General features: G+C 42.8%; 21 protein-coding genes. 13 read left to right on the top strand and 8 right to left on the bottom strand.

The features are described 5' to 3' along the window. The 6 genes from AO498_RS04250 (at nucleotide 1) to AO498_RS04225 (ending at nucleotide 7,890) form a co-directional block, all read left to right on the top strand. Nucleotides 1–189, top strand: a complete 189-nt coding sequence (locus tag AO498_RS04250; RefSeq protein WP_067544111.1) for a hypothetical protein — start codon at nucleotides 1–3, stop codon at nucleotides 187–189. 77 nt (nucleotides 190–266) lie between these two features. Next, nucleotides 267–2,894, top strand: a complete 2,628-nt coding sequence (locus AO498_RS04245; protein ID WP_067544109.1) for a carboxypeptidase-like regulatory domain-containing protein — start codon at nucleotides 267–269, stop codon at nucleotides 2,892–2,894. A 10-nt stretch (nucleotides 2,895–2,904) separates the two neighbouring features. Continuing rightward, complete coding sequence (locus AO498_RS04240; protein WP_082792185.1) at nucleotides 2,905–5,664, top strand: TonB-dependent receptor; 2,760 nt, start codon at nucleotides 2,905–2,907, stop codon at nucleotides 5,662–5,664. Nucleotides 5,665–5,676: 12 nt separating this feature from the next. Then, nucleotides 5,677–6,339: an outer membrane beta-barrel protein gene (locus tag AO498_RS04235; protein WP_067544104.1), complete on the top strand. Its 663-nt coding sequence runs from the start codon at nucleotides 5,677–5,679 to the stop codon at nucleotides 6,337–6,339. Nucleotides 6,340–6,409: 70 nt separating this feature from the next. Further along, nucleotides 6,410–6,838 carry a type II 3-dehydroquinate dehydratase gene (aroQ, locus tag AO498_RS04230; protein WP_067544102.1) on the top strand — a complete coding sequence of 143 codons (429 nt, stop codon included), beginning with the start codon at nucleotides 6,410–6,412 and terminating at the stop codon, nucleotides 6,836–6,838. Next, entirely contained in the window at nucleotides 6,835–7,890 is a 1,056-nt protein-coding gene (locus AO498_RS04225; protein WP_067544100.1) for an aminotransferase class V-fold PLP-dependent enzyme, read from the top strand. The genes aroQ and AO498_RS04225 overlap by 4 nt, the downstream gene beginning before the upstream one ends. Nucleotides 7,891–7,940: 50 nt before the next feature. Here AO498_RS04225 and AO498_RS04220 read toward each other — a convergent pair whose 3' ends face one another. From AO498_RS04220 to AO498_RS04200, 5 genes are all read right to left on the bottom strand, one after another. Then, a complete protein-coding gene (locus AO498_RS04220) occupies nucleotides 7,941–9,281 on the bottom strand; it encodes a dicarboxylate/amino acid:cation symporter (RefSeq protein ID WP_067544098.1) in 1,341 nt (446 codons plus the stop codon). A 10-nt stretch (nucleotides 9,282–9,291) separates the two neighbouring features. Then, entirely contained in the window at nucleotides 9,292–10,377 is a 1,086-nt protein-coding gene (gene aroC / locus AO498_RS04215; RefSeq protein WP_067544096.1) for a chorismate synthase, read from the bottom strand. Continuing rightward, complete coding sequence (locus AO498_RS04210; RefSeq protein ID WP_067544094.1) at nucleotides 10,377–11,822, bottom strand: BatD family protein; 1,446 nt, start codon at nucleotides 11,820–11,822, stop codon at nucleotides 10,377–10,379. The genes aroC and AO498_RS04210 overlap by 1 nt, the downstream gene beginning before the upstream one ends. A gap of 361 nt (nucleotides 11,823–12,183) precedes the next feature. Further along, nucleotides 12,184–13,416 carry an ammonium transporter gene (locus AO498_RS04205; RefSeq protein WP_067550240.1) on the bottom strand — a complete coding sequence of 411 codons (1,233 nt, stop codon included), beginning with the start codon at nucleotides 13,414–13,416 and terminating at the stop codon, nucleotides 12,184–12,186. A 48-nt stretch (nucleotides 13,417–13,464) separates the two neighbouring features. Next, entirely contained in the window at nucleotides 13,465–13,803 is a 339-nt protein-coding gene (locus AO498_RS04200; protein ID WP_067544092.1) for a P-II family nitrogen regulator, read from the bottom strand. Between the two features lie 274 nt (nucleotides 13,804–14,077). On the opposite strand from AO498_RS04200, the gene AO498_RS04195 reads away from it, so the two are divergent. Then, nucleotides 14,078–14,983, top strand: a complete 906-nt coding sequence (locus AO498_RS04195; RefSeq protein WP_067550238.1) for a nucleotidyltransferase family protein — start codon at nucleotides 14,078–14,080, stop codon at nucleotides 14,981–14,983. Nucleotides 14,984–15,715: 732 nt separating this feature from the next. Beyond that, a complete protein-coding gene (locus AO498_RS04190) occupies nucleotides 15,716–16,258 on the top strand; it encodes a hypothetical protein (RefSeq protein WP_067544090.1) in 543 nt (180 codons plus the stop codon). A 25-nt stretch (nucleotides 16,259–16,283) separates the two neighbouring features. Here the strand turns inward: AO498_RS04190 and recF are convergent, their stop codons facing one another. After that, on the bottom strand, nucleotides 16,284–17,384 hold the full coding sequence (recF, locus tag AO498_RS04185) for a DNA replication/repair protein RecF (RefSeq protein WP_067544088.1): 1,101 nt from the start codon (nucleotides 17,382–17,384) through the stop codon (nucleotides 16,284–16,286). 91 nt (nucleotides 17,385–17,475) lie between these two features. On the opposite strand from recF, the gene pdhA reads away from it, so the two are divergent. The 5 genes from pdhA (at nucleotide 17,476) to AO498_RS04160 (ending at nucleotide 21,646) form a co-directional block, all read left to right on the top strand. Next, nucleotides 17,476–18,495, top strand: a complete 1,020-nt coding sequence (gene pdhA / locus AO498_RS04180; protein ID WP_067544086.1) for a pyruvate dehydrogenase (acetyl-transferring) E1 component subunit alpha — start codon at nucleotides 17,476–17,478, stop codon at nucleotides 18,493–18,495. Nucleotides 18,496–18,610: 115 nt separating this feature from the next. Beyond that, nucleotides 18,611–19,315, top strand: coding sequence for a tetratricopeptide repeat protein (locus AO498_RS04175; protein ID WP_067544084.1), 705 nt, complete (start codon nucleotides 18,611–18,613; stop codon nucleotides 19,313–19,315). 83 nt (nucleotides 19,316–19,398) lie between these two features. Next, nucleotides 19,399–19,875 carry a 6,7-dimethyl-8-ribityllumazine synthase gene (gene ribH, locus AO498_RS04170; RefSeq protein WP_067544082.1) on the top strand — a complete coding sequence of 159 codons (477 nt, stop codon included), beginning with the start codon at nucleotides 19,399–19,401 and terminating at the stop codon, nucleotides 19,873–19,875. 25 nt (nucleotides 19,876–19,900) lie between these two features. Next, on the top strand, nucleotides 19,901–21,223 hold the full coding sequence (locus AO498_RS04165; RefSeq protein WP_067544080.1) for an aspartate kinase: 1,323 nt from the start codon (nucleotides 19,901–19,903) through the stop codon (nucleotides 21,221–21,223). 90 nt (nucleotides 21,224–21,313) lie between these two features. After that, nucleotides 21,314–21,646, top strand: a complete 333-nt coding sequence (locus tag AO498_RS04160; protein ID WP_067544078.1) for a DUF6787 family protein — start codon at nucleotides 21,314–21,316, stop codon at nucleotides 21,644–21,646. A 134-nt stretch (nucleotides 21,647–21,780) separates the two neighbouring features. Here AO498_RS04160 and recG read toward each other — a convergent pair whose 3' ends face one another. Both recG and AO498_RS04150 read right to left on the bottom strand, forming a co-directional pair. Continuing rightward, nucleotides 21,781–23,874, bottom strand: coding sequence for an ATP-dependent DNA helicase RecG (gene recG, locus AO498_RS04155; RefSeq protein ID WP_067544076.1), 2,094 nt, complete (start codon nucleotides 23,872–23,874; stop codon nucleotides 21,781–21,783). Nucleotides 23,875–23,960: 86 nt separating this feature from the next. After that, nucleotides 23,961–25,028: a phosphotransferase enzyme family protein gene (locus tag AO498_RS04150; RefSeq protein WP_067544074.1), complete on the bottom strand. Its 1,068-nt coding sequence runs from the start codon at nucleotides 25,026–25,028 to the stop codon at nucleotides 23,961–23,963. Nucleotides 25,029–25,069 lie beyond the last annotated feature (41 nt).

Raw genomic sequence — 25,069 nt, 5'->3', positions numbered from 1 at the left:
ATGACTAAGAAAAAGAAGAAAACGGAGGAGCCAAAGGTTCACGAAGAATTGAAAGGCTTCAAAATGGAGGTCAATTCTTTTGGAGAAATCTCCTCGACGTTATCGATAGACAAAATCAACGAGTTCCTCAACAAAAATGTCGAAGACAAAAAACTGAAGGATCGTGAAGATTTAAACTCAGAAGAATAAACGAATTGAATAGCTCCTGATGGAGCTATTTTTTTGTATAATTAAACTTAGTTTTTAAATACGTCAGAATTTAGCTCATGAGATCTTTTGCGCTATTAGTTCATATTCTCTTTCTCCCCCTTTTTGTACATGCCCAGAGTGCTGAAATTAGGGGGAAGATTTCCGCAACTCACCCAGAAAATCCACTTCCAGAAGTCCATATTTTTATTCCAGGTACGACTTTCCAATCTTTTTCTGACTCAAGCGGAAACTTCCTCCTTTCTGGAATTCCGGATGGAAAATGGGCAATTCAAGCAAGATTATCCGGATATCAGGTGTTCTCTGACAGTATTTTGGTCAAGCCCAATGAAACGCCAAGTCTAACAATCAAGCTACCTAAAAAAACCAAAACAAGCATTTCTGAATCGTCCATCTCAAAGAGTAAAAGGGAGAAATTGACAGAAACGTTTCTGGCTAAAGTGGCAATCGAACCAATTGATGAAGTAGCAATTCTCAACCCGGACAGCTTGGTATTTTCGACTGAAAACAAATCAACAAGAACATCCGCACGAGGCCCCATCTTTATTTCTAACCCTCAGACAGGATACCTAGTCACGGTCTATTTTGATCCCTTTGAACTCGAAACATCTGAAGTAATCGGACTAACCTATACTTATTTCGAACTTCCGGATACTAACCTAGACCCCGAAATCCGGAAAAAAGTAAGATTAGATCGGTATGAGAATTCTCCGGCTTCCTTCCTAGCCCAATTGATGGAAGGGAAATCCACCAAATTTGATCAAGATCTTCAGCCCAAAATTTCGTTTGCCCCCAACCCAGGGGACTATCTACTGGAGTTTTCGAACCCATTTTATGTCACGCTTCCAAATGGAAAGAAGGCAGGATTAGCGTATAAAGGAACTTCCTTGGGCGTCAAACTTAATGGGAGTCCTAGCAATTTGAATGAAGTAGCTTTTGAAGGGCATTGGACAAATTCGAATCCCGTCAGCAGTCTACCTTCCAATTTTAATGGGGATCGATTGGTTCGACTCGCCAATGTGGAGAAAGACCCGGAATTCATGGAAGAAAGAGTCTATGTTCATACGGATCGAAAAAGTTATTGGCCTGGGGAAAACCTCTATTTCAAAGCTTACCTAGGCTATCAAAACCCGCTTTTGGCAGATGAACTGAGCAGGGTATTACATGTAGAACTCGTCGACACTGCTGGCTACAGTTGGCTACACCAAGTCCACCCAATTGATCATGGGGTAAGTTTGGGATCCATCGCTTTACCCAAGGATGTATCCGAATCCACCAATCTTTTTCTTCGGGCTTATACTGCTTGGAGTAGGAACTATCCTGAAGGTGTTTTTTATCAACCCCTCCAAATCGCCAGTCATTTTAGAAAATCTCAAAGTCAGCCTATTCAACAAATTTCCAATGGCGTATCCATCTTTTCTGATAAGCCTTCTTACGAGGGTCGAGAGTCTGTCAAATTATCGCTGATGGTTTTAGACGAACAGGGAAAGCCCATCAATGCAAACCTATCGGTAGCAATTCTAGATTTAAATCAAGCCTCCTATATCCCTGATTGGCAAAACATCTCCGATCGATTAGAACAAAATCCAGAAAAAAACTTGTCCTCGGTCGAGCCCAAATTTGACATAGAAAAAGGGATTATTCTCGAAGGGAAACTCATGGACTCAGGAGGTACCCCAAAATCAGGGAGAGTCAAAGCTTTTATCAATGGGTACGAGGATATCCGAGAATTCAGAACAGATGCTGAGGGTAGGTTTGTCATGCCCCAATCGACATTTACAGATGATTTCGAAATTAACCTTCAGGCTACCGATCGAGAAGGAAACCCCATCCGAGACATTCAGCTTTCGATCAAAAATTATCCAGATACCTTGATTCCCAAGGAGGTTGTTTTTCCTAAAATCGAGAATCGCGAACAAACTCCATCCGTGGATTTTGGAAGTCAAATCCCCTTGGATGCAGATGAAGTTTTACTTTCTGAAGCCCTTATTGAAGACAAAAAAGTGCCATCCATTGGGCCTATGATCTATGGGAATCCAGACAATGTGGTAGAAACCAAAAACCTCTTTTTGAATGGAACTCCGATTCAGTTTATTTATGCCCTAGCCGGAAAAGTCCCTGGGATGTTGATCGCAGGCACACCCCCATCTATCCGGTTTCGGGGTGGAGAGCCTTTGGTTTTAGTGAATGGTTCGCCAATGAACACCCCCGGAAATGGAGGTTTGGGAGCAAGTTCAGGACAGACTGCTTACACGATAATCAGCCAAATAGACATTTTTTCGATAGAGCGGGTAGAGGTCATCAAGCGTCTTGTTCCTCAATACGGGGATTTGGGCAGAAACGGGATTATCTCGATTATCCTTAAGAATGGAATGGACATGGTCAGCGCACGAGAGGCTTCCCTGAATAATTTCACATTGTTCAAATTGAAAGGATTGCAATCAAGTGATGATTTTCCGGATGCGGAGAAATCAAGATTGGAAAACCCAACCCTTTCCCCTTTCCGACCAACCCTCTTTTGGAAGGATGAAGTGATCACCTCCCAAAATCAAATGACCACCTCTTTTTCCTTCCAAACCAACGATAAGCCAGGACCAATTTTGGTAGATATCCGTGGAATTACCGAATTTGGAAAACCAATTTCAGGCACCTTTATTCTGAATCAACATCTCCTATCTGAAAACTAATCGCCAACTCATGCTATCATTTTTAAAACACCCCCTAGCAATACTTTTGTACTTGCTTCCGCTGATTTCTTTAGCCCAAACCGGTACCATCACCGGAGTGGTCAAAGATGCAGAAACAGGAGAAACTCTTCCCTTTTGCAATGTCTTTGTGAATAATACCACCATCTCAACCGTGACGGATATGGATGGAAAATATACCCTTTCAGGACTCGAAGCCGGCCCCGTGGAGTTGGGATTTTCTTTTATGGGATACCAGGCAGAAACCAAGAGAGTCACCCTGAACTCAGATGGCATCATCACAGTCAATCTTTCCATGAAGCCATTTGCCCAAGATCTTTCAGATGTGGAAATAAAAGCCTCACGAGATAAAGCCTGGGAACGGGAACTGAAAAAGTTTGAAAATCTTTTTATCGGAATCGACGAAGCAGCCACCAAAACTTCAATTCTCAATCCTTGGGTCATCGACTTTCCTAGCTCTCCGGACAAAGGTGCCTTTGTGGCAAAATCGTCTCAACCCATTGAAATTGAAAATCAATATCTCGGCTATAAGGTCACCTTTGACCTCAAAGACTTTTACGACTCACCCACCAATTTTCGAATAGCTGGCGCTGCAAGATTTGAGGAACTGAAGCCCGAATCGGAATCACAGCGCAGTGTCTGGGAAAAAAACAGGGCAGACGTCTATCGAAAATCACCCATGAATATGTTCCGATCCATGCTCAACAATACCTATGAGCGTGAGGGTTTTTTCTTGTACGGAGATAAAGCTGGAGGCTCTGCCAGCATGAATATGCGCTCAGACATCTTTGCCAATGAACTTGGAAAATCAGTCGTGCCCTACAAAGCAACTCCTCTCGTTGAACCGGCAACTCCCTTGGGAACTTATTGGATCAATCTAAAAGGCCGAATCGAAATCCATTATCAAAAAGGCTTTGCTCAAGCAAACACTTACAGAGATGCTCCTTATCCTATTTCTTGGCTTGAAGTGAGTGGGGGAAAAGTGAAGGTGAAAGAAAACGGAATGGTGCTTAATTCAGAAAATCTGGTCTTCTCAGGGGACATGGATCGGAAGCGAATCTCCAATTTGCTGCCTTTGGATTACAATGCCGAAAAGGCGATTTTGCTGCAGGACCTTGCCAAAACAGCCAAAAACTATCAGGAGAAAGTTTATTTACATACAGACAAGCCCTATTACTACGCCGGAGATCAATTGTTTTTCAAAGGCTATTTCGCCTATGGAAATCCGTATCTCAAAGACGAACTCAGCAAAGTTCTCCATGTGGAATTAATCAGCACAGAGCGTGATATCATTCTGGAGAAAAAATTCCCGATAGTTGAGGGGGTAACTGTTGGAGATTTTTACTTACCCGACACCCTGAATGGAGATGGCTATTTCATTCGAGCCTACACCAATTGGATGAGAAACTATGGCCCAGACCATTACTTTCTAGAACCCATTTCGGTTCTGAATCCTTATAAACGAATCCGTACTGAAGATGCTAATCTTCAAGAAGAACACCGCGGAATTAAAGCTGAAATTATTCCTTCTCAATTTGGGCCTAGACAACAAGTAACCGTACAGCTGAGTGTCACCGACGAGGATGGCAGACCAGTTTCCTCCAGGCTTTCAGCTGGAGTTTGGGATGGTGATCAGCTTGTCCCTCGTGCGAGATCCTCAAAAATGAAGGACCGACTCGGCCTTCAAAAGGTCCCTGAAAGTCTCGGAATAGATCGTTTCTCTTATCCCATCGAAAAAAGCCTTTCGATCAATGGTTTGGTGACGGATGAAAAAGGAAAAGGAACAAGTGCTGAGATCACGGCATTTGTCAATGATTTTCAAGGAATGATCGAATTGACCTCTAATGGAAATGGGGAATTTGCATTGGAAGAAATGGAGTTTTATGGTCCTTTGAAACTCGCCTTTACGGCAGCCGATAAAAAAGGAAAGCCATTTAAGATTGTGCTCAATCCTCCATTAGCAGCACCTATCGCGCTTCCGAGCAATCCGATTTTTCCAAAAACAACCACCTTGGCAAAGCCTGTTCGAGAACCAGAGACAGAACTTACACAGGCAGTAAAACGGGATTCTACCTCCACCAATCGGAAGCCTGCAATATACGGGGAACCTGATTTTGTGATTACTGGGGAGCAGTTGACCAAAACTGGTAATACCTCAGACCTAGTCAATAGCCTTTCCGCTCAGGTACCTGGGATGCGAGTGACTACAGTCGGTGCATCTGGACAACAAAACATCCGGATCAGAGGAGGTGCTGTGACGGCCAGTGGCATTATGGAGCCTATCGTTATGATCAATGGGGTGATTCGATCTTCTACTGGACTAACCACGGCAGCTGATAATCTTAGAACGATCAACCCATTTGACATTGATCGGGTAGAAGTTGTCAACCGAACCGTATCCACCCTCGGAGATCAAGGTAAAAATGGCGTAATCGCAGTTTATCTGAAAGAAAATCTAAGTGAGAATCCCTCTTTAAATGGGCTAGGTAAAGGATTGCAGGAATTCACCCTACAAGGTTACCAACCTCAGGGTAATTTCATCAATTTAGACTATAGCCAGATTAATGAGCCTGTGGAAAAAGATGACCGACAAACACTGTACTGGAATCCTTATTTGGTTACCGATGACCGAGGTAAATTAACCTTCACCTTCTATTCCAATGACTCGCCTGGTCCGGTAGTGATTGAAATCAGAGGTCTGACTGCTGAGGGAGAAGTCGTGACTGGAACCTTTATTTTACGGTCCAAATAGGTATTTTTGGACATGCATTCGCTTCACTTTCGACTCCTTCTTCTGATTCTACTTATTCCTACCTTGGGATTTTCTCAATTAAGTGTGGGAATCAGAGGAGGTGCCACCTCTAGTAGCTATTCCTATCAACCTGCTGCGGGAATTCGAACCCGATCTGTGGATGGCATTGGCGCCCCCACTTTTGCTTTGGTAGCCGAATATTTCAGCTCAAAAAATGCCGGAGTCGAAGTAAATATTCAAAAAATCACCTTAGGCTTCCGGCAGTTCAATGATGCTAATGAGTTCAATCAAACTGAATTTGATTATCTGAAAGTCCCTTTTCTGGCAAGCTTCTTTGCCGGAAGATCTGGTAGATTTCAGGTGAAATTTGGCCCTCATTTAGGCTATCTGTTAAAAGCACGAGATGTAGCGCGCAATTATTCGGATGGCTTGTTTCCCCAACTGCCTACCTATGGAACTGCCGCCGATCAGCCTAAAACCCTGATGTATGGCATGACAGCCGGAGCTGGCATTTCTAAGCTTTTTGGAAAAAGTACGCTGAGTGCCGAGATTCGATTTGCCTATGATTTTACAAATCCAGAATCTCAGGACAGAATCTATGATCTTAACTCCACCAATTTGGAATTGACCATCGCCTACCTCTTTCGAGTTAAGGAACGCCCTTCCGAAAAGTAGGGTATTCCTCGAAATGTTGGAGGAAAGAATAAGCTCCTTAACTTTGACCCAACCTTAAACCTATATCCTCTTGAAAATTCAAATTATCAATGGCCCGAATCTCAATCTTCTCGGCAAAAGAGAACCGGAGATTTATGGGAGTGAGACTTTTGAAGATTACTTCGAAAACCTCAAAAAGCGCTTTCCCCAAGTGGAGCTCCACTATTTTCAAAGCAATGTGGAAGGCGAATTGATCAATAAAATCCACGAAGTGGGTTTTTCCTTTGATGCCATTTTACTCAATGCGGGAGGGTATACCCATACTTCGGTAGCCATTTCCGATGCTATTTCTGGAGTGACAACACCCACCTTGGAAGTCCATATTTCCAATATTTATAAACGTGAGGAATTCCGACACAAAAGCATCATTTCAAAATCTTGTGTGGGAATGATTGCTGGCCTCGGTTTAAAAGGGTATGAATTGGGCGTGATGTACTTTCTAAATTCTCCAAACCTATGATCACCTTTGCTCCCGGGCCATCCAAAGTTTATGATGCTTTGCCCCGATACATGCAAGAAGCCTATGAGGCTGGAATCTTGAGTGCAAATCACCGAAGCAGTCTCTTCATGAATCTGTATCAGGAAACTGAGCAGTTGATGCAAGAAAAATTGCATCTACCCGAAGGCTACCGACTTCTTTTCACTTCCTCAGCCACGGAAAATTGGGAAATCATCACCCAGTCTGTGGTGGAGCAGGCTAGCTATCATATCTATTCAGGTTCTTTTGGAAAAAAATGGTTTGAATTCGCCAAACACATTATTCCCCAAACACAAGGCCTTAAGCTTGATCCTAACCAGGCGATAGAAGTCTCAGATCTGACCATTTCCGAGGAGTTTGATGTCATTGCCATCACTCAAAATGAGACCTCCAATGCCACCCAAGTTCCCATGGAAATCATCCAAGAACTAGGTAAAAAATATCCGGAAAAAATGATCGCGGTAGACACTACCTCCTCTATGGGTGGAATCTACCTGGATTTTTCACTGGCAGATATTTGGTATGCTTCCGTCCAAAAATGCTTTGGACTTCCTGCCGGATTGGGTATTCTGATTGTGTCTCCAAAGGCCATAGAGAAGACCCTTCGAAAAGGTGAAAAAGGTAGATATAACAGCCTGAGTTTTATTCTGGAAAATGCAGAGGGATTTCAGACGCATTATACCCCAAATGTCTTTGGAATCTACTTACTCAATCGCGTGCTTAAAGATCTTGAGGAAATTCAACTGGTTGATGCTAGACTAAGAGATCGAATCCGAAAAGCTGAATATGCCGTCGCGCATTCTAAAAACTTCAGCTTATTGGTTAAAAATGAGCAAACTCGAAGCACCACCGTTTTGGCTGTTTCAGGATCTGAAGAAGGCATCAGTCAGATTAAAAAAGCGGCTGAAAAAGAAGGAATGCAATTAGGCAGTGGCTATGGTCCATTGAAGCCTACCAGTTTTCGAATTGCAAATTTCCCGGCGATCACCGATGCAGAATTTGACCGAGTCATTCAATTTATCTCGAATTCCTAATAAACGAAGAAGCCCTGAAAATTTCAGGGCTTCTTCGTTTTAAGGCTTATTTACTCCACCACACTTTCATTCGCAGTAAGTGGGTTATTTTTTCGAATCATCCCATCAGGTAATTCCCCTTCGGTACTGGCTACCACAGTTGTAACGACCACATCCCCGGTGACATTCACGACTGTTCGGAACATATCCAAAATTCGATCAGGAGCCATAATCAAGGCAATACCCGCCGCCGGAACTCCGATGGATTCCAAGACTACAATTAGCATAATTAATCCCGCTCCCGGTACACCTGCAGATCCAATGGCCGCTAAAGTAGAAGTAAGCACGATCATCAATTGCTGTGATAGAGTCAATTCCATTCCCAAAGCTTGAGCAATAAATACGGCTGCGACACTTTGATACAAGCTGGTACCATTCATGTTGATGGTAGCTCCAAGCGGTAAAACAAACGAGGTAATGTTTTCAGAAACTCCCAATTCTTCTTCTGTAAGTTTCATGGTCACAGGAAGAGTTGCAGAGCTGGAGCTGGTGGAAAAAGCCAACAGCTGAGCAGGGCGAATTGCCTTAAAGAAATCAGCATACTTGACTTTGGTGAAGCTTTTGAGCAATAGTGGATAAATCACCAGCATCATAAAGAACAAGCCTCCCAATACAATCAAGCTGTATTTCAACAAGGCCAAAAGCAAATCCACTGCAGCATCTGGATTGTCCCCAGCAATTTCTACAATTAAGGACGCCATTAGCGCGAATACACCATAAGGCGCAATCAGCATGATGTAATTGACCACTTGAATAATGACATCATTCATTCCGTCAAAAAAGGCAATGACAGGCTCAGCCTTTGATTTTGGGATTTGAAGGAGCGCGATACCTGCAATAATCGCAAAGAAAACCACTTGCAACATCGCCGCATTATCTGTGGTAGCCTGGAAAATATTCTGAGGCACCATATCAATAATAGGCTGAAGAGGGCTTTGATCTTGAAGCTCAGCTGCCGCAGCGGCGCGCTGACCTGCATCCCCTTCGTACATTCTCATCAAATTCTCCCGAGTCTCCGCTGGCAAGCCTTTTCCTGGAACCAATACATTCACCAGAAGCAAACCGGTACAAATCGCAACTACCGTGGTAATTAAGAAAGTGACGATAGTTTTCCCTCCAATCCGACTCAATTTGGAGATATCCCCTAAATTGGATACCCCGATGATCAGGGAAGCCAATACCAGAGGCATGGCGATCATTTTCAGGCCGTTGATAAAGATGGTGCCGATAGGTTTGATCCAATCCAAGGTAAGCCATGCAGGAATACCGGTTTTGATCGCGATGATTCCATAAATAAGGCCTAAAATCAGACCAATGATAATTTGAGTATGAAGAGGTATCTTTTTCAACATAAAATTGGGTTTATAGCTGTGCAAGTTTATTGGTTTTGGACAAAAGGAGGTAGTCCGCTATGACCAAGGCTGCCATTGCCTCCACAATCGGTACAGCTCTAGGTACGACACAGGGATCATGTCTGCCTTTTCCGCTGACAGTTACTGCTTCTCCGGCTTCATTGATAGATTCTTGATCCTGCATGATGGTAGCAACTGGCTTAAAAGCTACTCGGAAATAGATATCCTCTCCGTTGCTGATTCCGCCTTGAATGCCCCCGCTGTGATTAGTGAGGGTTTTGACTTTATCGCCTTCTTTGACTATCGCATCGTTGTGCAGCGAGCCTCGCATTTTCACTCCTTCAAAGCCACTTCCATACTCAAAACCTTTGACAGCATTGATTGAAAGCATGGCTTTCCCCAATTCGGCATGAAGTCGATCAAAAACGGGTTCGCCTAATCCAGCGGGTGTATTTTTGATCACGCAACTGACCACTCCACCAATTGTATCCCGATCAAGGCGAACAGAATCAATAAGAGAAATCATCTGATCAGCCATTTCCGGATCGGGACAGCGAACGATATTATCTTCAGCCAGATCCAAACTCAGCTCTTGGTAATTTTTTTGAAGGGTCAGCTCTCCAACCTGAGAGACATATGCCTGAACCGTGATCCCTTGAGTTGCTAAAAATTGCTTGGCAATAGCTCCTCCTGCCACGCGAGCGGCTGTCTCTCGAGCACTTGATCGCCCACCTCCACGGTAATCTCTGATTCCGTATTTTTCGAAATAGGTAAAATCCGCATGGCTCGGCCGAAACTTATCCGCAATATGCGTGTAGTCCTTGCTCTTTTGATCGGCGTTTCGAATGACAATTCCGATGGGAGTTCCCGTAGTTTTTCCTTCAAAAACTCCCGAAAGAATTTCGATCTCGTCTTCTTCCTTGCGTTGCGTGGTGATTTTGGATTGGCCGGGTTTTCGGCGTTGCATTTCCAAGCGGATTTTTTCTTCATCCAGCTCCAATCCTGCCGGACATCCTTCTAGGATTGCGCCTAAAGCTTTTCCATGGGATTCGCCAAACGTGGTAATCTTGAAAAGCTTCCCAAATGTATTGCCCATTATTTTTTCTTGATGATTAGGACCGCTAGAAGTGCCACAGCACTTAGCAGTAATAGGTTGATTGCGGTCGTAAAATAGTATTTATATTCCTCGTTTAAAAACTGATTGCTCTCGGTACTGATTCGATCATAGATTCCACCTAGACGCTGACCCGATAGCGCTTGATTCACTTTTGATTCTCCGGTGACACTAATTTTTGCCTCTGGAGCCAAAGTATCATATACAGCCCGGACGGGATCAAAGTATATCCACTGGAAATAATCCTTGAGATTATACTCTCCAGCCTCATTGAGCGTGATGAAGTAATTAAACTCTTTGATCCCCGAAACTCGGCCATATCCTCGGTTGATCTGCTGTCGGACATTGGGATCAAAGGAATTCAAATTTGCAGCGGGCAATCGCTTGGGCGCATTAATCGCATTGATATTCCCTACACCACTGATCGCAAAATTGTAGTTGAAACCCTCACCGGTTTGTACCTCCAAATTGGAAATATTTTCACGCACCTGATATACACCTACAGCTACTTCACTTTTCAAAGGATGAGGAGGAAGCGGTTTAACGGTGATTGTCTTCCCGTTGGAATAGAATGTTTTGAAATCTTCCTGACGATTGGATCCAAACAAAGTGGGATTTTTTGCCACCCTATATTTAATCATCTCCCAGGGAACTCTTGGGATATCAATTTTCCCTTCAGAAAATGGAAAAAAAGTCGCCTCAAACACCTTGAATCTATTCCAACGCTTACCGTTTATTTCGACGATTTCTGGTTCGATGTTGGTAATGTTGAAATTTTCTTCCCAAGCTCCATTTGGCTTAATCTTCTTCAAAATCGCATCCAACTGCCTTCCTGGCTCATAAAATTGAAAAGGTGCTTGATTTTGCTCAGACATGTAGAAGGCAATATTTAGGGTAAGCCCTTCTCCTACGAACACCTCATCTTTATCTACCGAAACCGAAAAAAAAGCATCATCCTCGAGCTCGATAAATTCAGGCTCTTCAGCCGTTCTTCCAAAAAATTCCGCAAAGGGATCAAATACATTTCCCCCGGAACTCTGGCTACTGACAGGATCGGCCACGGTAATCTGCTTGCCTGGAGATCGATGCCCGTTGCCATTGATTACAATTTCAAAATCGCCGAGCGTGTAAGTCCCCTTTCGAGCAGGCTTATAATATTGAATAATGCTGTTGGAGGAACTCATTTGTCCATTGATAATATTCATGGACGAGGACTGAGAAATGCCTTGTTTTTGAAATCCAGGAATATCCGGAAACTGGTCGTACGATTTGATTTTATCGTTATTGAGCGTGACTTTGATGGTAAAAGTCTCATTCAAGCCGATTTGACTGGGTCCAAGTTCAATCTGTACTTCTTGCGCCAGCCCAGCCCAAGCAGGAAGACACAGAAGCCATACGAAAACCAACCGATATATCGTTTTGATCATGGATGCGAAAATAGGGAATATTCCAAGGTTAAATCTCTCAAATTAACGCAACATCTAAGGAATTGCCTTCGTACTCCACCTTAAAATCAGTTAATAAACCCAAATCCAACTTAGCTATGCTAGAATATGTAAAGACCATTTTGCAAAAAGTCAGCTTTAGCAAGTACTTGTTTGAACGGGAACTGAAAAAGGGACTCCGTTATTTAATCCCAGCCGAACTTGAGGAGTTCCGAATTTGGTGTTATGAAACCTTCGGGCGAATACACCAGCCTATCCTGAATAGGTATTTTATCCCGGTTTAAAAAAATTGCCCCATCAAAATTGATGGGGCATTTGTTTATAGGTAGTTGGTTTAGAAAAATTAATCCTTAGTCATGAAGTCTGGATAAGCTCTCATGCTGTGCTCATTGATATCCAATCCTTCGGTCTCTTCTTTTTCATCCACTCGGATACCAACTGTCTTTTTCAAGGTAAAGAAGATAATCCAAGCTGTGCCAAAACAGAAGATTGCAGTAGCACCGATTCCGATCAATTGAGAAATCACTTGATCCATTCCGGCTAGATCACCAAACAGACCCACTGCAAGTGTTCCCCAGATACCGCCAATCAAGTGAACTGAAATGGCACCCACAGGATCATCGATTTTGATTTTGTCAAATAGGACAACTCCAAATACAACCAATCCACCACCTACGAATCCAATGATGATTGAGTCGATCACTCCCATTTGATCAGCACCGGCAGTGATTCCCACCAAACCGGCAAGGATCCCATTTAGTACCATGGTGATGTCATATGTTTTGAATTTCAAGTACGAAACGATCAATGCTCCAAAAGCACCTGCAGCCGCGGCCAAAGATGTGGTTACAAAAACTTTGGAAACCAGTCCTGGATCAGCACTCAACACAGAGCCACCATTGAATCCAAACCAGCCCAACCATAATAAAAACACCCCAATTACAGCTAAAGGAATATTATGGCCTGGAATCGCCTTCATACCCGCTGGGGTATATTTTCCGATTCTTGGTCCAAGGAGCATAGCACCTACTAAAGCGCCCCAACCACCCACAGAGTGTACGATGGTGGATCCAGCAAAATCATAGAACGGCGTTTCTAAAGCATTTAGAAATCCTCCTCCCCACTTCCACATCCCTACGATTGGATAGATAATCGCTACATAGATAATGGAGAAAGTGATAAACGGTCCAAGCTTCACTCGTTCAGCAACAGCACCAGAAACGATAGTGGCTGCTGTTGCGGCAAACATCGCCTGGAAAATAAAGTCTGTAAAATAGGTATAACCTGCATTGTAATTACTGCTGTCCCAACCTTCAGGTAGTTCCAGTCCAAATCCTGCAAATCCGAAAAATGCTCCTGCAAAATCGCTGCCCGGATACATCAAGTTAAATCCTACTAGTGCATAAGTAAGCAATCCGATTCCTGGAATGATGGTATTCTTGAATAGGATGTTAACGGTGTTTTTGGAGCGGGTAAGTCCAGCCTCCAAGGTGGCAAAGCCCAAGTGCATGATGAACACCAAAAAGGTGGAAATCATCATCCAGAGATTATTGACCGTAAATAGGTCTTGTACGATAGGTTCTTCCATTGGTCTAAATAGGTTCGGTGATAAGATGATAAAGATTTAAAGAGCTGCCTCTCCGGTTTCATTGTTTCGGATTCGGTACGCTTCCTGAACTTCATAGACGAAGATTTTTCCATCGCCTACTTCTCCGGTTTTGCCTTCGTTCAGAATGCATTGAATTACTCCGTCTTTTAATTCGTCAGGAACGACGATTTCCAACTTAGTGCGTGGGATGTAGGCTGGCTCATAAGCTACGCCTCGATACATTTCCAAACGGGCATGCTCAAAACCCAAGCCCTTGATTTCATAAAAGGAGAGGAATTTTACTCCCAATCCCGAAAGACAAGTGTGGATTTGCTCAAAGCGTGAGGTGCGGATGATCGCTTCGATTTTTTTCATTTTATCAAAAGGTTTAATGGTTTTTTAAGAATCTGGCAGGAAAGTAAGAGAAAAATTAATTCAAAATCAAAATATTGGTTCTTTTTTAAACCACTTTTTAATTTTTGTATGATAAAAAATAAACTATATGGTTCAAAATTAACCCACAAACAGATTAAAGGACATTTATTTTTTGACTTGATGGGTATTTATTAAACCTAAAGCTCAATTTATTCTGAATTTGGTACGCTAGGAATAAGGACTAATTTTGCCAGCGATTTTTAAGCAAGTAAAAATGACTAACAAACCAACACTCCTCGTTTTGGCTGCCGGCATGGGTAGCCGCTATGGAGGCAATAAGCAGATTGACGGGTTTGGCCCAAACGGCGAAACCATTCTGGAGTACTCTATTTTTGACGCCATCCGTGCCGGATTCGGTAAGGTGGTCTTTATCGTCCGTCAAGAAATATTGGAAGTAGCCCAAGAAAAATTCCTCCCCAAGCTAGAAGGCAAAATCGAAGTGGATTGGGTGATCCAGTCGCTCGATAGCTTTGTACCAGCCGAACTCAAGCAGGCAGACCGGGTGAAGCCCTTTGGCACGGCCCATGCCGTACTTTGCGCCAAAGACGCAATTAAGGAACCCTTCGCTGTAATCAATGCAGATGACTTTTATGGAAAAGAGGCCTTTGAGGTGTTGGGCAAGTTTCTCTCCACGGAAGTTCGCCCAGACCTGCATGCCATGGTCGGCTATGCGATTCAGAATGTACTTTCTGAAAACGGAACCGTCAGCCGAGGAGTCTGCGAAACCAACGAGAAAGGACAGCTAATCGGGATGACCGAACGAACCTCGATTGCCCGGGAAGGAGCTCAAATCCTCAGCCGGGGAGAAGGTGAAGTCTTGGAAATTGCTGAGAATACACCCGTGAGTATGAACTTTTGGGGATTTCATCCGGATGTGTTTGGAGATATTGAGCAGATGTGGAAGGAATTTCTTCCTGCCAATCGGGAAAACCTGAAGTCAGAGTTTTACATCCCGACCGTAGCCAATAATCTGATCAAATCAGGAAAGGCAGCATTTGAGATTCTTCCGGGAGGTAAAACCTGGTTTGGAGTGACCTATACCGAAGACCGACCAGTGGTCATCGAGGCGCTTCAAAAGCTGCATCTAGAAGGAGAATATCCTGGGGATTTGTGGAAATAAGGAAAGAGGCTTCGGCCTCTTTTTTTTCATCAAAACACCTAAAAAATACCTAGCACTAGGTATTTCTTTTCAGTTTTCAAGCCCCTAGCTTTGTTGAATAATCTTAAATAATATGAAAACAGAAGGCACAAAGCTCAAAGCACAAAACACAAAACACAAAACACAAAACTTATAGTTTTATTGTTCTCCTTACTATTTTCAATCTCATGTGTTGAAATTGGTCATGAAAAAAGTATTTCTACAAATTCTATAAATGAAATTCTGGGAAAGTATGATTTCAACCTTGATAGAATAAATAAGGAAGGTAGAGAAGGTATAAAAATAATGAATATTTTGTAGTATGGAAATCAATGATTTAACGGTTCTTGGGTCAAATGTACTCCTTTGGCAAATTTTGAATGTATTTTTTTTAACAATAATTTGCTACTTAATATATAGGGTCTATAAAGCACTCACTCGGACAAAAAGATAACGCATTTAATCTATTAATTTTTTGTTTCCGCAATTAAAATCTAACTATTTTAGTCAAAATCGAGTATTTCGCTGGTTTAGTTTTGAAATTTTATTTGCAGTTGCTAGTTGTTTAGCATCACTTAATTTTAATATAGTCGTTCAATTTATAATAGAGGCTTCGGCCTCTTTTTTTTTATCAAAACACCTAAAAAATACCTAGCACTAGGTATTTCTTTTCATTTTTCAAGCCTCTAGCTTTGTAGAATAATCTTAAATAATATGAAAACAAAAGGCACAATAGGATCTCTTTTAGGATTGTCACTTTTTGTTTTGATAACCACAATTTCTTTTGCTCAAACCTCTAAAGAATTAAGGTTAAACATCCTAAATCCCGGAATAGCTTTTGAAAATCCCATTGGCAATAAGACTACAGTAGAATACAACTTTGGAATTGGTTACAATTATTCCTATCCATGGATTAATACTGAATTTGGTGAAAATGGATTTCAGGGTCAGCTCGCTCCCTTTTTGGATGTTCAGGCAAGAAGTTATTACAATATCCAGAAGATTGCTGAGAATGGTCGGAGAAGCCAGAATTTCATTGCCTTGAGATACCTATTTTACGGGCCGAGAATTGCCGGGAATGTGCGAACCAATGAAAATTACAGCATGGCAGTGGGTCCCACCTGGGGATTTAAGAAGGTTTATGAGAAGTGGACAGTTTTGGGAAGTTTGGGTCCTATCTATTACTTCGATTTGACGGGAACTGGTGGAGTATTACCCATTAATTTTGAGTTCAATCTGGGATACCGTTTGAAATAGTAACAAAGAGGCTTCGGCCTCTTTGTTATTTCTTAACCTCTCCCTTTTCCACTTCAAAAAAGAAAACCTCTGCATCCAACTCTCCCAAAATTCCTCTCGATCGCTCCGGTCGGGCATCGGTCAGAAAGATCTGCCCAAAAGTTCCCTTGGATACCAAGTCCATCAGCTTGGCGATCCGGTCATCGTCGAGCTTGTCAAAAATATCATCCAAAAGAAGTAAAGGCTTTTCTCCTTTGGCTTGTTCGAAAATCTGAAACTGCGCCAGCTTCAAAGCGATGATAAAAGACTTCTGCTGTCCCTGACTTCCGATTTTGCGGAGCGGATGGGTTCCGATGCGGAACTCAAAGTCGTCCTTGTGAATGCCGGCATTGCTGTTTTTGGTAGCTAAGTCTTTTTGCCGCAGGCTTAGAAAATAAGCCTCAAAATCCTCTCTCAGGGCTTCGGTTTCATAGATGACCTCCACTTTTTCCCTTCCAAGCGAAATCTCCTCGTAATATTCCTGAAGCACCGGTCCCATTACCTGCATCAGTTCTGCTCGCCGACGGGCTAGCAGGATGCTGAGTCGGATGAGTTCCTGATCGTAGCTCCCGAGCAGGGTCAGGTCCCGCCTGCCTGTCTCAGCAAACTGCTTGAGCAGAGCATTGCGCTGCTTGAGAAAATGATGGTAACGGATCAGCTGATCGAGGTAGCTACGGTCGAGTTGGGAGATGAGTCCGTCGAAAAATTTTCGTCGGCCCTCGCTGCCTCCTTTGATGAGTTCGGTATCGTCGGGAGCAATCAGGACGAGCGGGATGAGGCCCACATGCTCGCTGGTTTTGTCAAGAACCTTTCCGTTTTGGAAGATTTGTTTCTTTTTCCCGGACTCAAAAGAACAGCGAACTTCCAATGGTTTTCCTTCGATTTGAAGCTTCCCTTTGATGGTAAAAAAGTCCAGCCCATGCGAAATATTCAAACTGTCACTGCTTTGCACCGCGCTTTTGGTCAAGGAGAGGTAGTGAATGCCATCGAGAATATTGGTTTTCCCGCTGCCGTTCAATCCCAAAAGACAGTTGATCTGAGGGCTGAAGATCAAGCTGGTTTGGAGATGGTTTTTAAACTGGATAAGGTCTAAGGACTCCAGAATCATGGAAGCAGGGAATTATTTAAATGACATCCTGATTTTTAGGTCGGGATTACTATATTTGGGGCCTAAAATAGCATATTTTGATTAGTACGATATGGCAAAGAAAACTGCAGCGGCTAAGTCCAAAGTGAAATATTCCAAAGAAACCTATGCTTACTGGTATGAAAGCATGCTCTTAATGAGAAGGTTTGAGGAGAAAGCGGGTCAGCTTTATGGCCAGCAAAAAATCAGAGGGTTCTGCCATTTATATATTGGACAAGAAGCCTGCGCATCCGGAGCAATTACCGCATTGACCAAGGATGACAAATGGATTACCGCCTATCGTTGCCATGCGCATCCGCTAGGATTGGGTACTGATCCAGGAGCTGTGATGGCTGAGCTTTTTGGCAAAGCAACCGGAACTACCAAAGGTAAAGGTGGCTCCATGCACATTTTTGACAAGGAACGTAACTTCATGGGAGGCCATGGGATCGTTGGGGCTCAGGTTCCGATGGGCTTGGGAATTGGCTTTGCTGAAAAATATGCCGGTACCAAAAATGTATGTATCACCAAAATGGGTGACGGGGCAGTTCGTCAAGGTGCTGTTCACGAGGCGTTCAACTTGGCGATGCTTTATAAATCCCCAATCATCTTCGTGATTGAGAACAATGGCTATGCCATGGGTACTTCAGTAGCTCGTACGTCTAATGTGACTGAACTGTATAAAATCGGTGAAGCATATGACATGCCTTCATTCCCAGTAGATGGAATGGATGTAGAAGCTGTTCACGAGGCTGTAGCTGAAGCTGCTGACCGAGCAAGACGAGGTGATGGACCTACCCTATTGGAATTCAGAACCTATCGATACAAAGGACACTCAATGTCCGATCCACAGAAATATAGAACCAAGGAGGAAGTAGAGGAATACAAGCAACGCGACCCAATCGAGCAAGTATTGGCTACTATCCGAGAAAATAACCTCATGACCGAAGAGGAAATTGAGGCAGTAGTGAAAAAGGTTAAGAAACAAGTGGACGATGCGGTAAAATTCGCCGAGGAATCTCCTTGGCCTGATGGACAGGATGCCTTCAAGGATGTTTACGTCCAAGAAGATTATCCATTTGTCATGGAATAATCAACTCACTCCTAATCAACGAAAGCCATGAAGTCTTTCTTACTTCATGGCTTTTTTGTTGGGCCTTGTGAATTTGATAAAAACCGTATATTTGCGACCGAAATTTTGAGTAAAAATGGCAACAAAGGAATCTAAAAAAGCACATACAAACGATCTTCTGGAAAATCCTGAGGTTTTGGCAGAACAAATCGGTAGAAGTGAAGCTTTTTTAAAGAAAAATAGCAAAGTATTAGGCGGAGTATTGGTAGCCGCTTTGATCTTGGTAGGAGGTATCCTCTTCTTCCAGATTAATACCCAAAATCAAAATGAAAAAGCTCAGGAAGAAATGTTTCAGGCAGTTTACTTCTTCGAGCAGGATAGTGTAGACTTTGCACTAAACGGAGACGGGATCAACAAAGGATTGCTTTCCATTGTAGAAGATTATCCAAGAACTGACGCAGCAAACTTGGCTCATTTCTACATCGGGTCGATTTACCTTTCTCAAAAGAACTTTCAAGAGGCTTTGGATCATTTTGAAGAATTTTCATCTGATGATTATTTGGTTCAGTCTAAAGCCTATTCTTTGATTGGTGACGCCAACCTTGAATTAGGAAATACCGATGCGGCTATTTCAAACTATACCAAGGCTGCGCGTACGAATGAAAATAAATTCATGACACCAAAGTACTTGGCAAAGCTTGCGGTAGCTCAAGAAGAAGCTGGCAAGATCGAAGATGCCATCAAAACCTACGGTGAAATCGAAGAAAAATACTACGAGTCGTTTGAATACACTGCTGCTCGAAAACATAAAGCTCGCTTAGAAGGCCTTGCCGCTAAGTAATGCTTTGACATGCATTTACGAAAGAGTAAGGCCCTGAGGTCTTACTCTTTTTTGTTTTAAACCAATTTCAATATCAACGAATTATGGCAACCACTCTCAAAAGCCTAAGCGAATACAGTTCAAAAAATATCTTGGATATCAGCGCAAAGAAATTTGCCATCGTGGTATCCGAATGGAATGAAGATGTAACCGAGGCCCTTTATTCAGGAGCCTACCAAACCTTGCTCCAGCATGGTGCTAAAAAAGAAAACATCATTCGGAAAAATGTGCCCGGCTCATTTGAACTTTCACTCGGTGCCCAATGGTGTGCCCAAGAGGACACCATTGATGCCGTCATCTGCTTAGGATGCGTGATTCAAGGGGAAACTCGCCACTTTGATTTCATTTGTGACGCGGTGGCACAAGGCATCACTAACGTCAGTCTCAAGTTCAACAAACCTGTGATTTTTGGAGTATTGACTCCCAATACACAGCAACAAGCCCTCGATCGTGCAGGAGGAAAGCATGGAAACAAAGGCGATGAGGCAGCGATCACCGCGATCAAAATGCTCGGATTTTAATCTCAAACCTATATAGACTCTAGTTATGAAAATCATGAAGTTTGGAGGCACATCCGTGGGCCGTCCTGAACGAATGCACCAGGTCAAGGACCTCATTACCCGAGGAACTGAACCTACCATTGTGGTTCTTTCTGCACTTTCTGGCACTACCAATGCCCTTGTGGGAATCGGTGAGGCATTAGCTGCGGCTGACAAAACCTTAGCCAAGGAACGAATTGACACCTTGCATGCTCATTATTTGGCCTTTTACCCTGCACTTCTTCAAACTGCAGAGGCTAGGGAAAAAGCGGAAGATATCATTAAGGAGCATTTCGAGTTTTTGAATATCCTTCTGAAAATCTCCTTCAACGAAGCAATCAACCGGGACATTTTGGCTCAAGGGGAATTGCTTTCTACCAAGCTTTTCTACACCCTTTTAGGAGAATTGCAGATTCCTGCGGTATTCCTTCCTGCTTTGGATTTCATGAGCATTGATGAAAATTCAGAGCCTGAACTGGAAAAAATCTCTGAAAGACTAAAGGCGATTTTGGCTCAACACCCAAATGAGCGTCTATTTATCACCCAAGGATACATCTGTAAAAATCATCGAAATGAGGTAGATAACTTGAAGCGAGGCGGAAGTGATTATACAGCTTCTTTGGTTGCTGCGGCAATTCAAGCCTCCGTTTGTGAGATCTGGACTGACATTGATGGGATGCACAACAATGACCCGCGAGTCGTGGATCGCACGCGCCCAATTGCAGAAATGTCATTTGACGAAGCGGCAGAATTGGCCTATTTCGGTGCCAAAATCCTTCACCCTGCTTCGATTTGGCCTGCCCAGTTGTACAACATTCCAGTCAAACTGCTAAATACCATGCAGCCCGATGCTGGAGGGACTTTGATCAAAGCCAAGGTGGACACTACAGGCGTGAAAGCCATCGCAGCCAAAGATGGAATCACTGCCATAAAAATTAAATCAAGCCGAATGCTATTGGCCTATGGCTTCCTTCGTCAGGTTTTTGAGATTTTCGAAAAATACAAAACCCCAATTGATATGATTACCACCTCAGAAGTGGCCGTATCAGTGACGATCGATGAGCTGAGCCATTTGGACCAAATTGTTTCCGAACTCCGAGACTTTGGTACGGTGGAAGTCGATCAAAATCAGGCTATCATCTGTGTAGTTGGAAACCAAGTTGCTGAGACCAAGGGAGCCTTGCAATCCGTTTTGGATTCTTTAGTAGAAATCCCTGTTCGGATGGTTTCCTTCGGAGGCTCCAAACACAATGTATCTATTCTTGTGGATGCACAGTATAAAACGCAAGCCCTAAAAAGCTTAAATGAGGGTGTGTTTGATTGGAATTGATAGAAAATCGATTCAGCCTTTCTTATGAATTGAAATTGGGCCAGAGAAATCTGGCCCTTTTATTTGGAATCTTTCTTAGTACTTTTGACCATGCAAACTGACAAACCCGGATTTCTTCAGCGACTTCAGACGAAATGGAAATTGGACAGCTTATTTCAAGTAGTCATGGTGTTAGTCGTTTTTGCCTGCACTGGATTTACCATTTTATTTATTAAAAACCCCATTCTTGATTTCTTTGGGATAGAACGTGGTGGAGAAAATGGCTGGCTGAATACACTTTTATACCTACTCTTGGTACTCCCCTTGTACCAGATTTTCCTTCTGATATATGGGTTTATTTTTGGACAGTTTTCTTTTTTCTGGGAAAAGGAAAAACAAATTTTTAGAAGAATAGGAAGCCTTTTTGGGAAGAAAGGAAATTAAATCTGTCTGAAATTTACGATTTTTGATTTACGACATTTCGAAGAACCTCAACGCTGATTTTCAATTGTCCAGATTTATAAATAGATGATTGAAGTCCTTTTGTATATCGTAAATCGTAATTCTGAAATCGTAAATCAACTGATTCTACTCCAATTCAAGGCCGTTTTTTTCTGCTGTTTTACTTGCCGGAGAATGGAGGTATTTTGAGGTTGAGAAAGATCAGAATCATTTGCCAAAAGCTGTTGTGCTGCATCCCTCGCCAAGGTGAGTAAAGCTGCGTCTTTACTTAAATCCGCAATAATCAAATCTGTAATCCCGCTCTGCTGCGTCCCCATCAGATCTCCCGGGCCACGCAGCCTGAGATCCACATCGGCAATTTCAAACCCATCGTTGGTTCGAACCATCGTTTCCAAACGAATTCTTGAATCTTTGCTCAATTCATACTTACTCATCAGCACGCAATAACTTTGCTCCGCTCCTCGACCCACTCGTCCACGAAGCTGATGAAGCTGAGATAATCCAAATCGCTCTGCATTCTCAATCACCATCACAGAAGCATTAGGCACGTTGACCCCCACCTCAATCACCGTAGTTGCTACCATGATTTGTGTTTCCCCCTTGACAAAGCGCTGCATTTCGTAGTCTTTGTCTTCGGCTTTCATATTTCCATTGACTATGCTGAGGTGATATTGGGGAAAAGCTCTCGCAATACTCTCGTAGCCATCCATCAGGTTTTTCAAATCCATTTTTTCGGATTCTTCAATCAAGGGATAGACGATATACACCTGCCGCCCTTTTATGATCTCCTCATTGATGAACCCGAATACTTTGAGTCGGTCCTTGTCGTATCGATGTACCGTCTGAATCGGTTTTCTTCCAGCAGGCAATTCATCGATGACAGATACATCCAAGTCTCCGTATAGCGTCATTGCCAAAGTTCTCGGAATCGGAGTGGCTGTCATGACTAAAACATGGGGAATAAATTCCTCATTCTTTGCCCAAAGTTTTGCGCGTTGAGCTACCCCAAAGCGGTGCTGCTCATCCACGATGGCCAAGCCTAAATTTTGGAATTGGACAACATCCTCCAGCAAGGCATGGGTTCCAATCAAAATTTTCAACTCACCATTGAGCAATTCTTCATGAATGATTTTGCGGGCAGGCTTTTTGGTTGACCCGGTGAGAAGCGCGATTTTTAGTCCCATCATTTCTGCATATCCTTTGAGACCTTCAAAATGCTGGTTTGCCAAAATCTCCGTGGGTGCCATCAGGCAGGCCTGAGCACCCGAACTGATCGCAAGCAAGGTCGCAATAAAAGCCACCATAGTCTTGCCACTTCCAACATCCCCTTGAACCAAGCGATTCATCTGTTTTCCTGACTTCATATCTGAAAAAATCTCCCGAATCACTCGCTTTTGAGCATTCGTCAAATCAAAAGGAATGTGATTTTTATAGAAATCCGTGAGCAGATCTGTATTGGCTAAGACCTGTCCACGATACTTTTCCGTCCGGCTCACCTTGAGCATCAGAAGTCTAAGCTGTAGATAAAAAAACTCTTCAAATTTCAGTCGTTTTCGAGCTCGATGCAGTAATTCTGGTGAACTTGGAAAATGAATCTGCCTGACTGATTCCTGCTTCCCAAGCAATTGGTATTGATGCAGGATCTCTGGAGATAGCGTTTCTGGAATATGGGAAAAAACCTGAGGAACTAGAACTTCAAGGATTTTCGAAAGCCCACGAGAATCTAAAAACTTGGCGCGGAGCTTCTCTGTAGTGGAATAAACGGGTTGAAAATTATTTCGCTTTTCGTTTGCCGCAGTGACTGGTTCCATTTCGGGATGTGCCATGGACCATTTTCTACCATACTGTGCAGGCTTACCAAAAAATATAAATGCAGCTCCAGCGGGAAGTTTTTTTTGAACCCATTGAATCCCTTTGAACCAAGTCATTTCCATTTCACCTGTTTCATCAAACACGTGAGCAACCAGTCTTTTTTTACTGCCAACGCCGATCAGTTCGACATTTTTGATTCTGGCGATGACTTGGACATTTTCTAATTCATCATTAAGCTCACGGATTTTAAAAAATTTGGTCCGATCCTCATATCGAAATGGATAATGCTGAAGCATGTCTCCATAGGTGAAAATATTCAGTTCCTTATTCAGGAGCTCGGCCTTTTGAGGGCCTACACCTTTGAGGTATTCGATGCGAGTATCAAAAATTCCAGACAAGAGAAACTGATTTTAGCGTCAGGCAAAATAAATTCTGAGGGGCTCATTTCCCAAGAATTTGAAAATAATATCGAATTGAACCAGAATTAAACCAATCCTGTGATTTTACTCCAATTTGACAATAAAACTTCCCGATGCCTTTGCTGGCTTTCGAGAAAGATCATTTGATTTTTTGCCCGATGTAAGTTTTGCTCCAGATAGGAAACCCTGTAATAAATATTCCCTTGAAGATGATCTGTAAAAAAGCGCAAGCCCATGATCAGCGTCATCACTTCGCCTCCAAAGAGTAAGGATTTACTTTCCTCCTTGGTCGAAAACTCTTTCACTCCATCCCAATAGCCTGCCAACAATTCGTTGAAAAGCTCGGGTATAAAATAGAGCCCATTCCAACTTGTCGAAGTCTCCGGTAAACTACAAGTCACTGTCCTCACCAAGTCTCCAAAATCATACATCAAATACCCTCCCATCACGGTATCCAAATCGATCAAAGCTTGGACTTGGTCGAGATTTTGGGAAAAAATCAAGTTGTTGATCTTGGTATCATTGTGCGTAACTCTGAGCGGTAGATTTTCAATTTGCTGCAAATACCAATAAATTAACGGCTTCTGACCTTGGTAGAATTCCGCAATTTGACTTTCCTCTTGATTGAGATTTTTCGAAGTTGAAAGCACTTCTTCAAACTTCTGGAATCGAAGATCGAGGCGATGAAAATTTGGGATAGTTTCTTGGAAGTTCTCGAGATTTTCCCCGATGGAGGCTCCAGTAAATTGACCAAAAGCTCTTGCAGCTAGTCTAGCTTGCTGAGGATTCTGAATCTGCTCTAAAGTTTTCCCATCTACAAATGGAAAAAGTCGCCAATATTTCCCATCAATTAATGGAATGGGATCTCCCGAGGTGGTTCGCTCAGGAAGAGGTAATAAAAAAGGCAATGTCTCTACCCAATTGCTATCTTTTAGAATCGAAAGATTGGTTGAAATCCGATCTGGAAATGGAAACACGGAAAGATTGTATTCCTGAAGGACAAACGCACCTCGCCGGGTGATCAATTTATAGGTACCATGAATCAATCCATTTCCCAAGGGATTAAATTCAATGAAATCATCATTGGTAAATCCATACTCCTTGATCAAGGCAAGGATAAGTTCTTTATTCATGCCGTAAAGAACTCACTTTTGGAGAAAAAAAAGAGGCTGAA

The sequence above is a fragment of the Algoriphagus sanaruensis genome, from assembly GCF_001593605.1.
Classification (GTDB): domain Bacteria; phylum Bacteroidota; class Bacteroidia; order Cytophagales; family Cyclobacteriaceae; genus Algoriphagus; species Algoriphagus sanaruensis.
The sequence above is the reverse complement of the archived record's forward strand: the minus strand, read 5'-3'. Positions and strand labels throughout refer to the sequence as shown.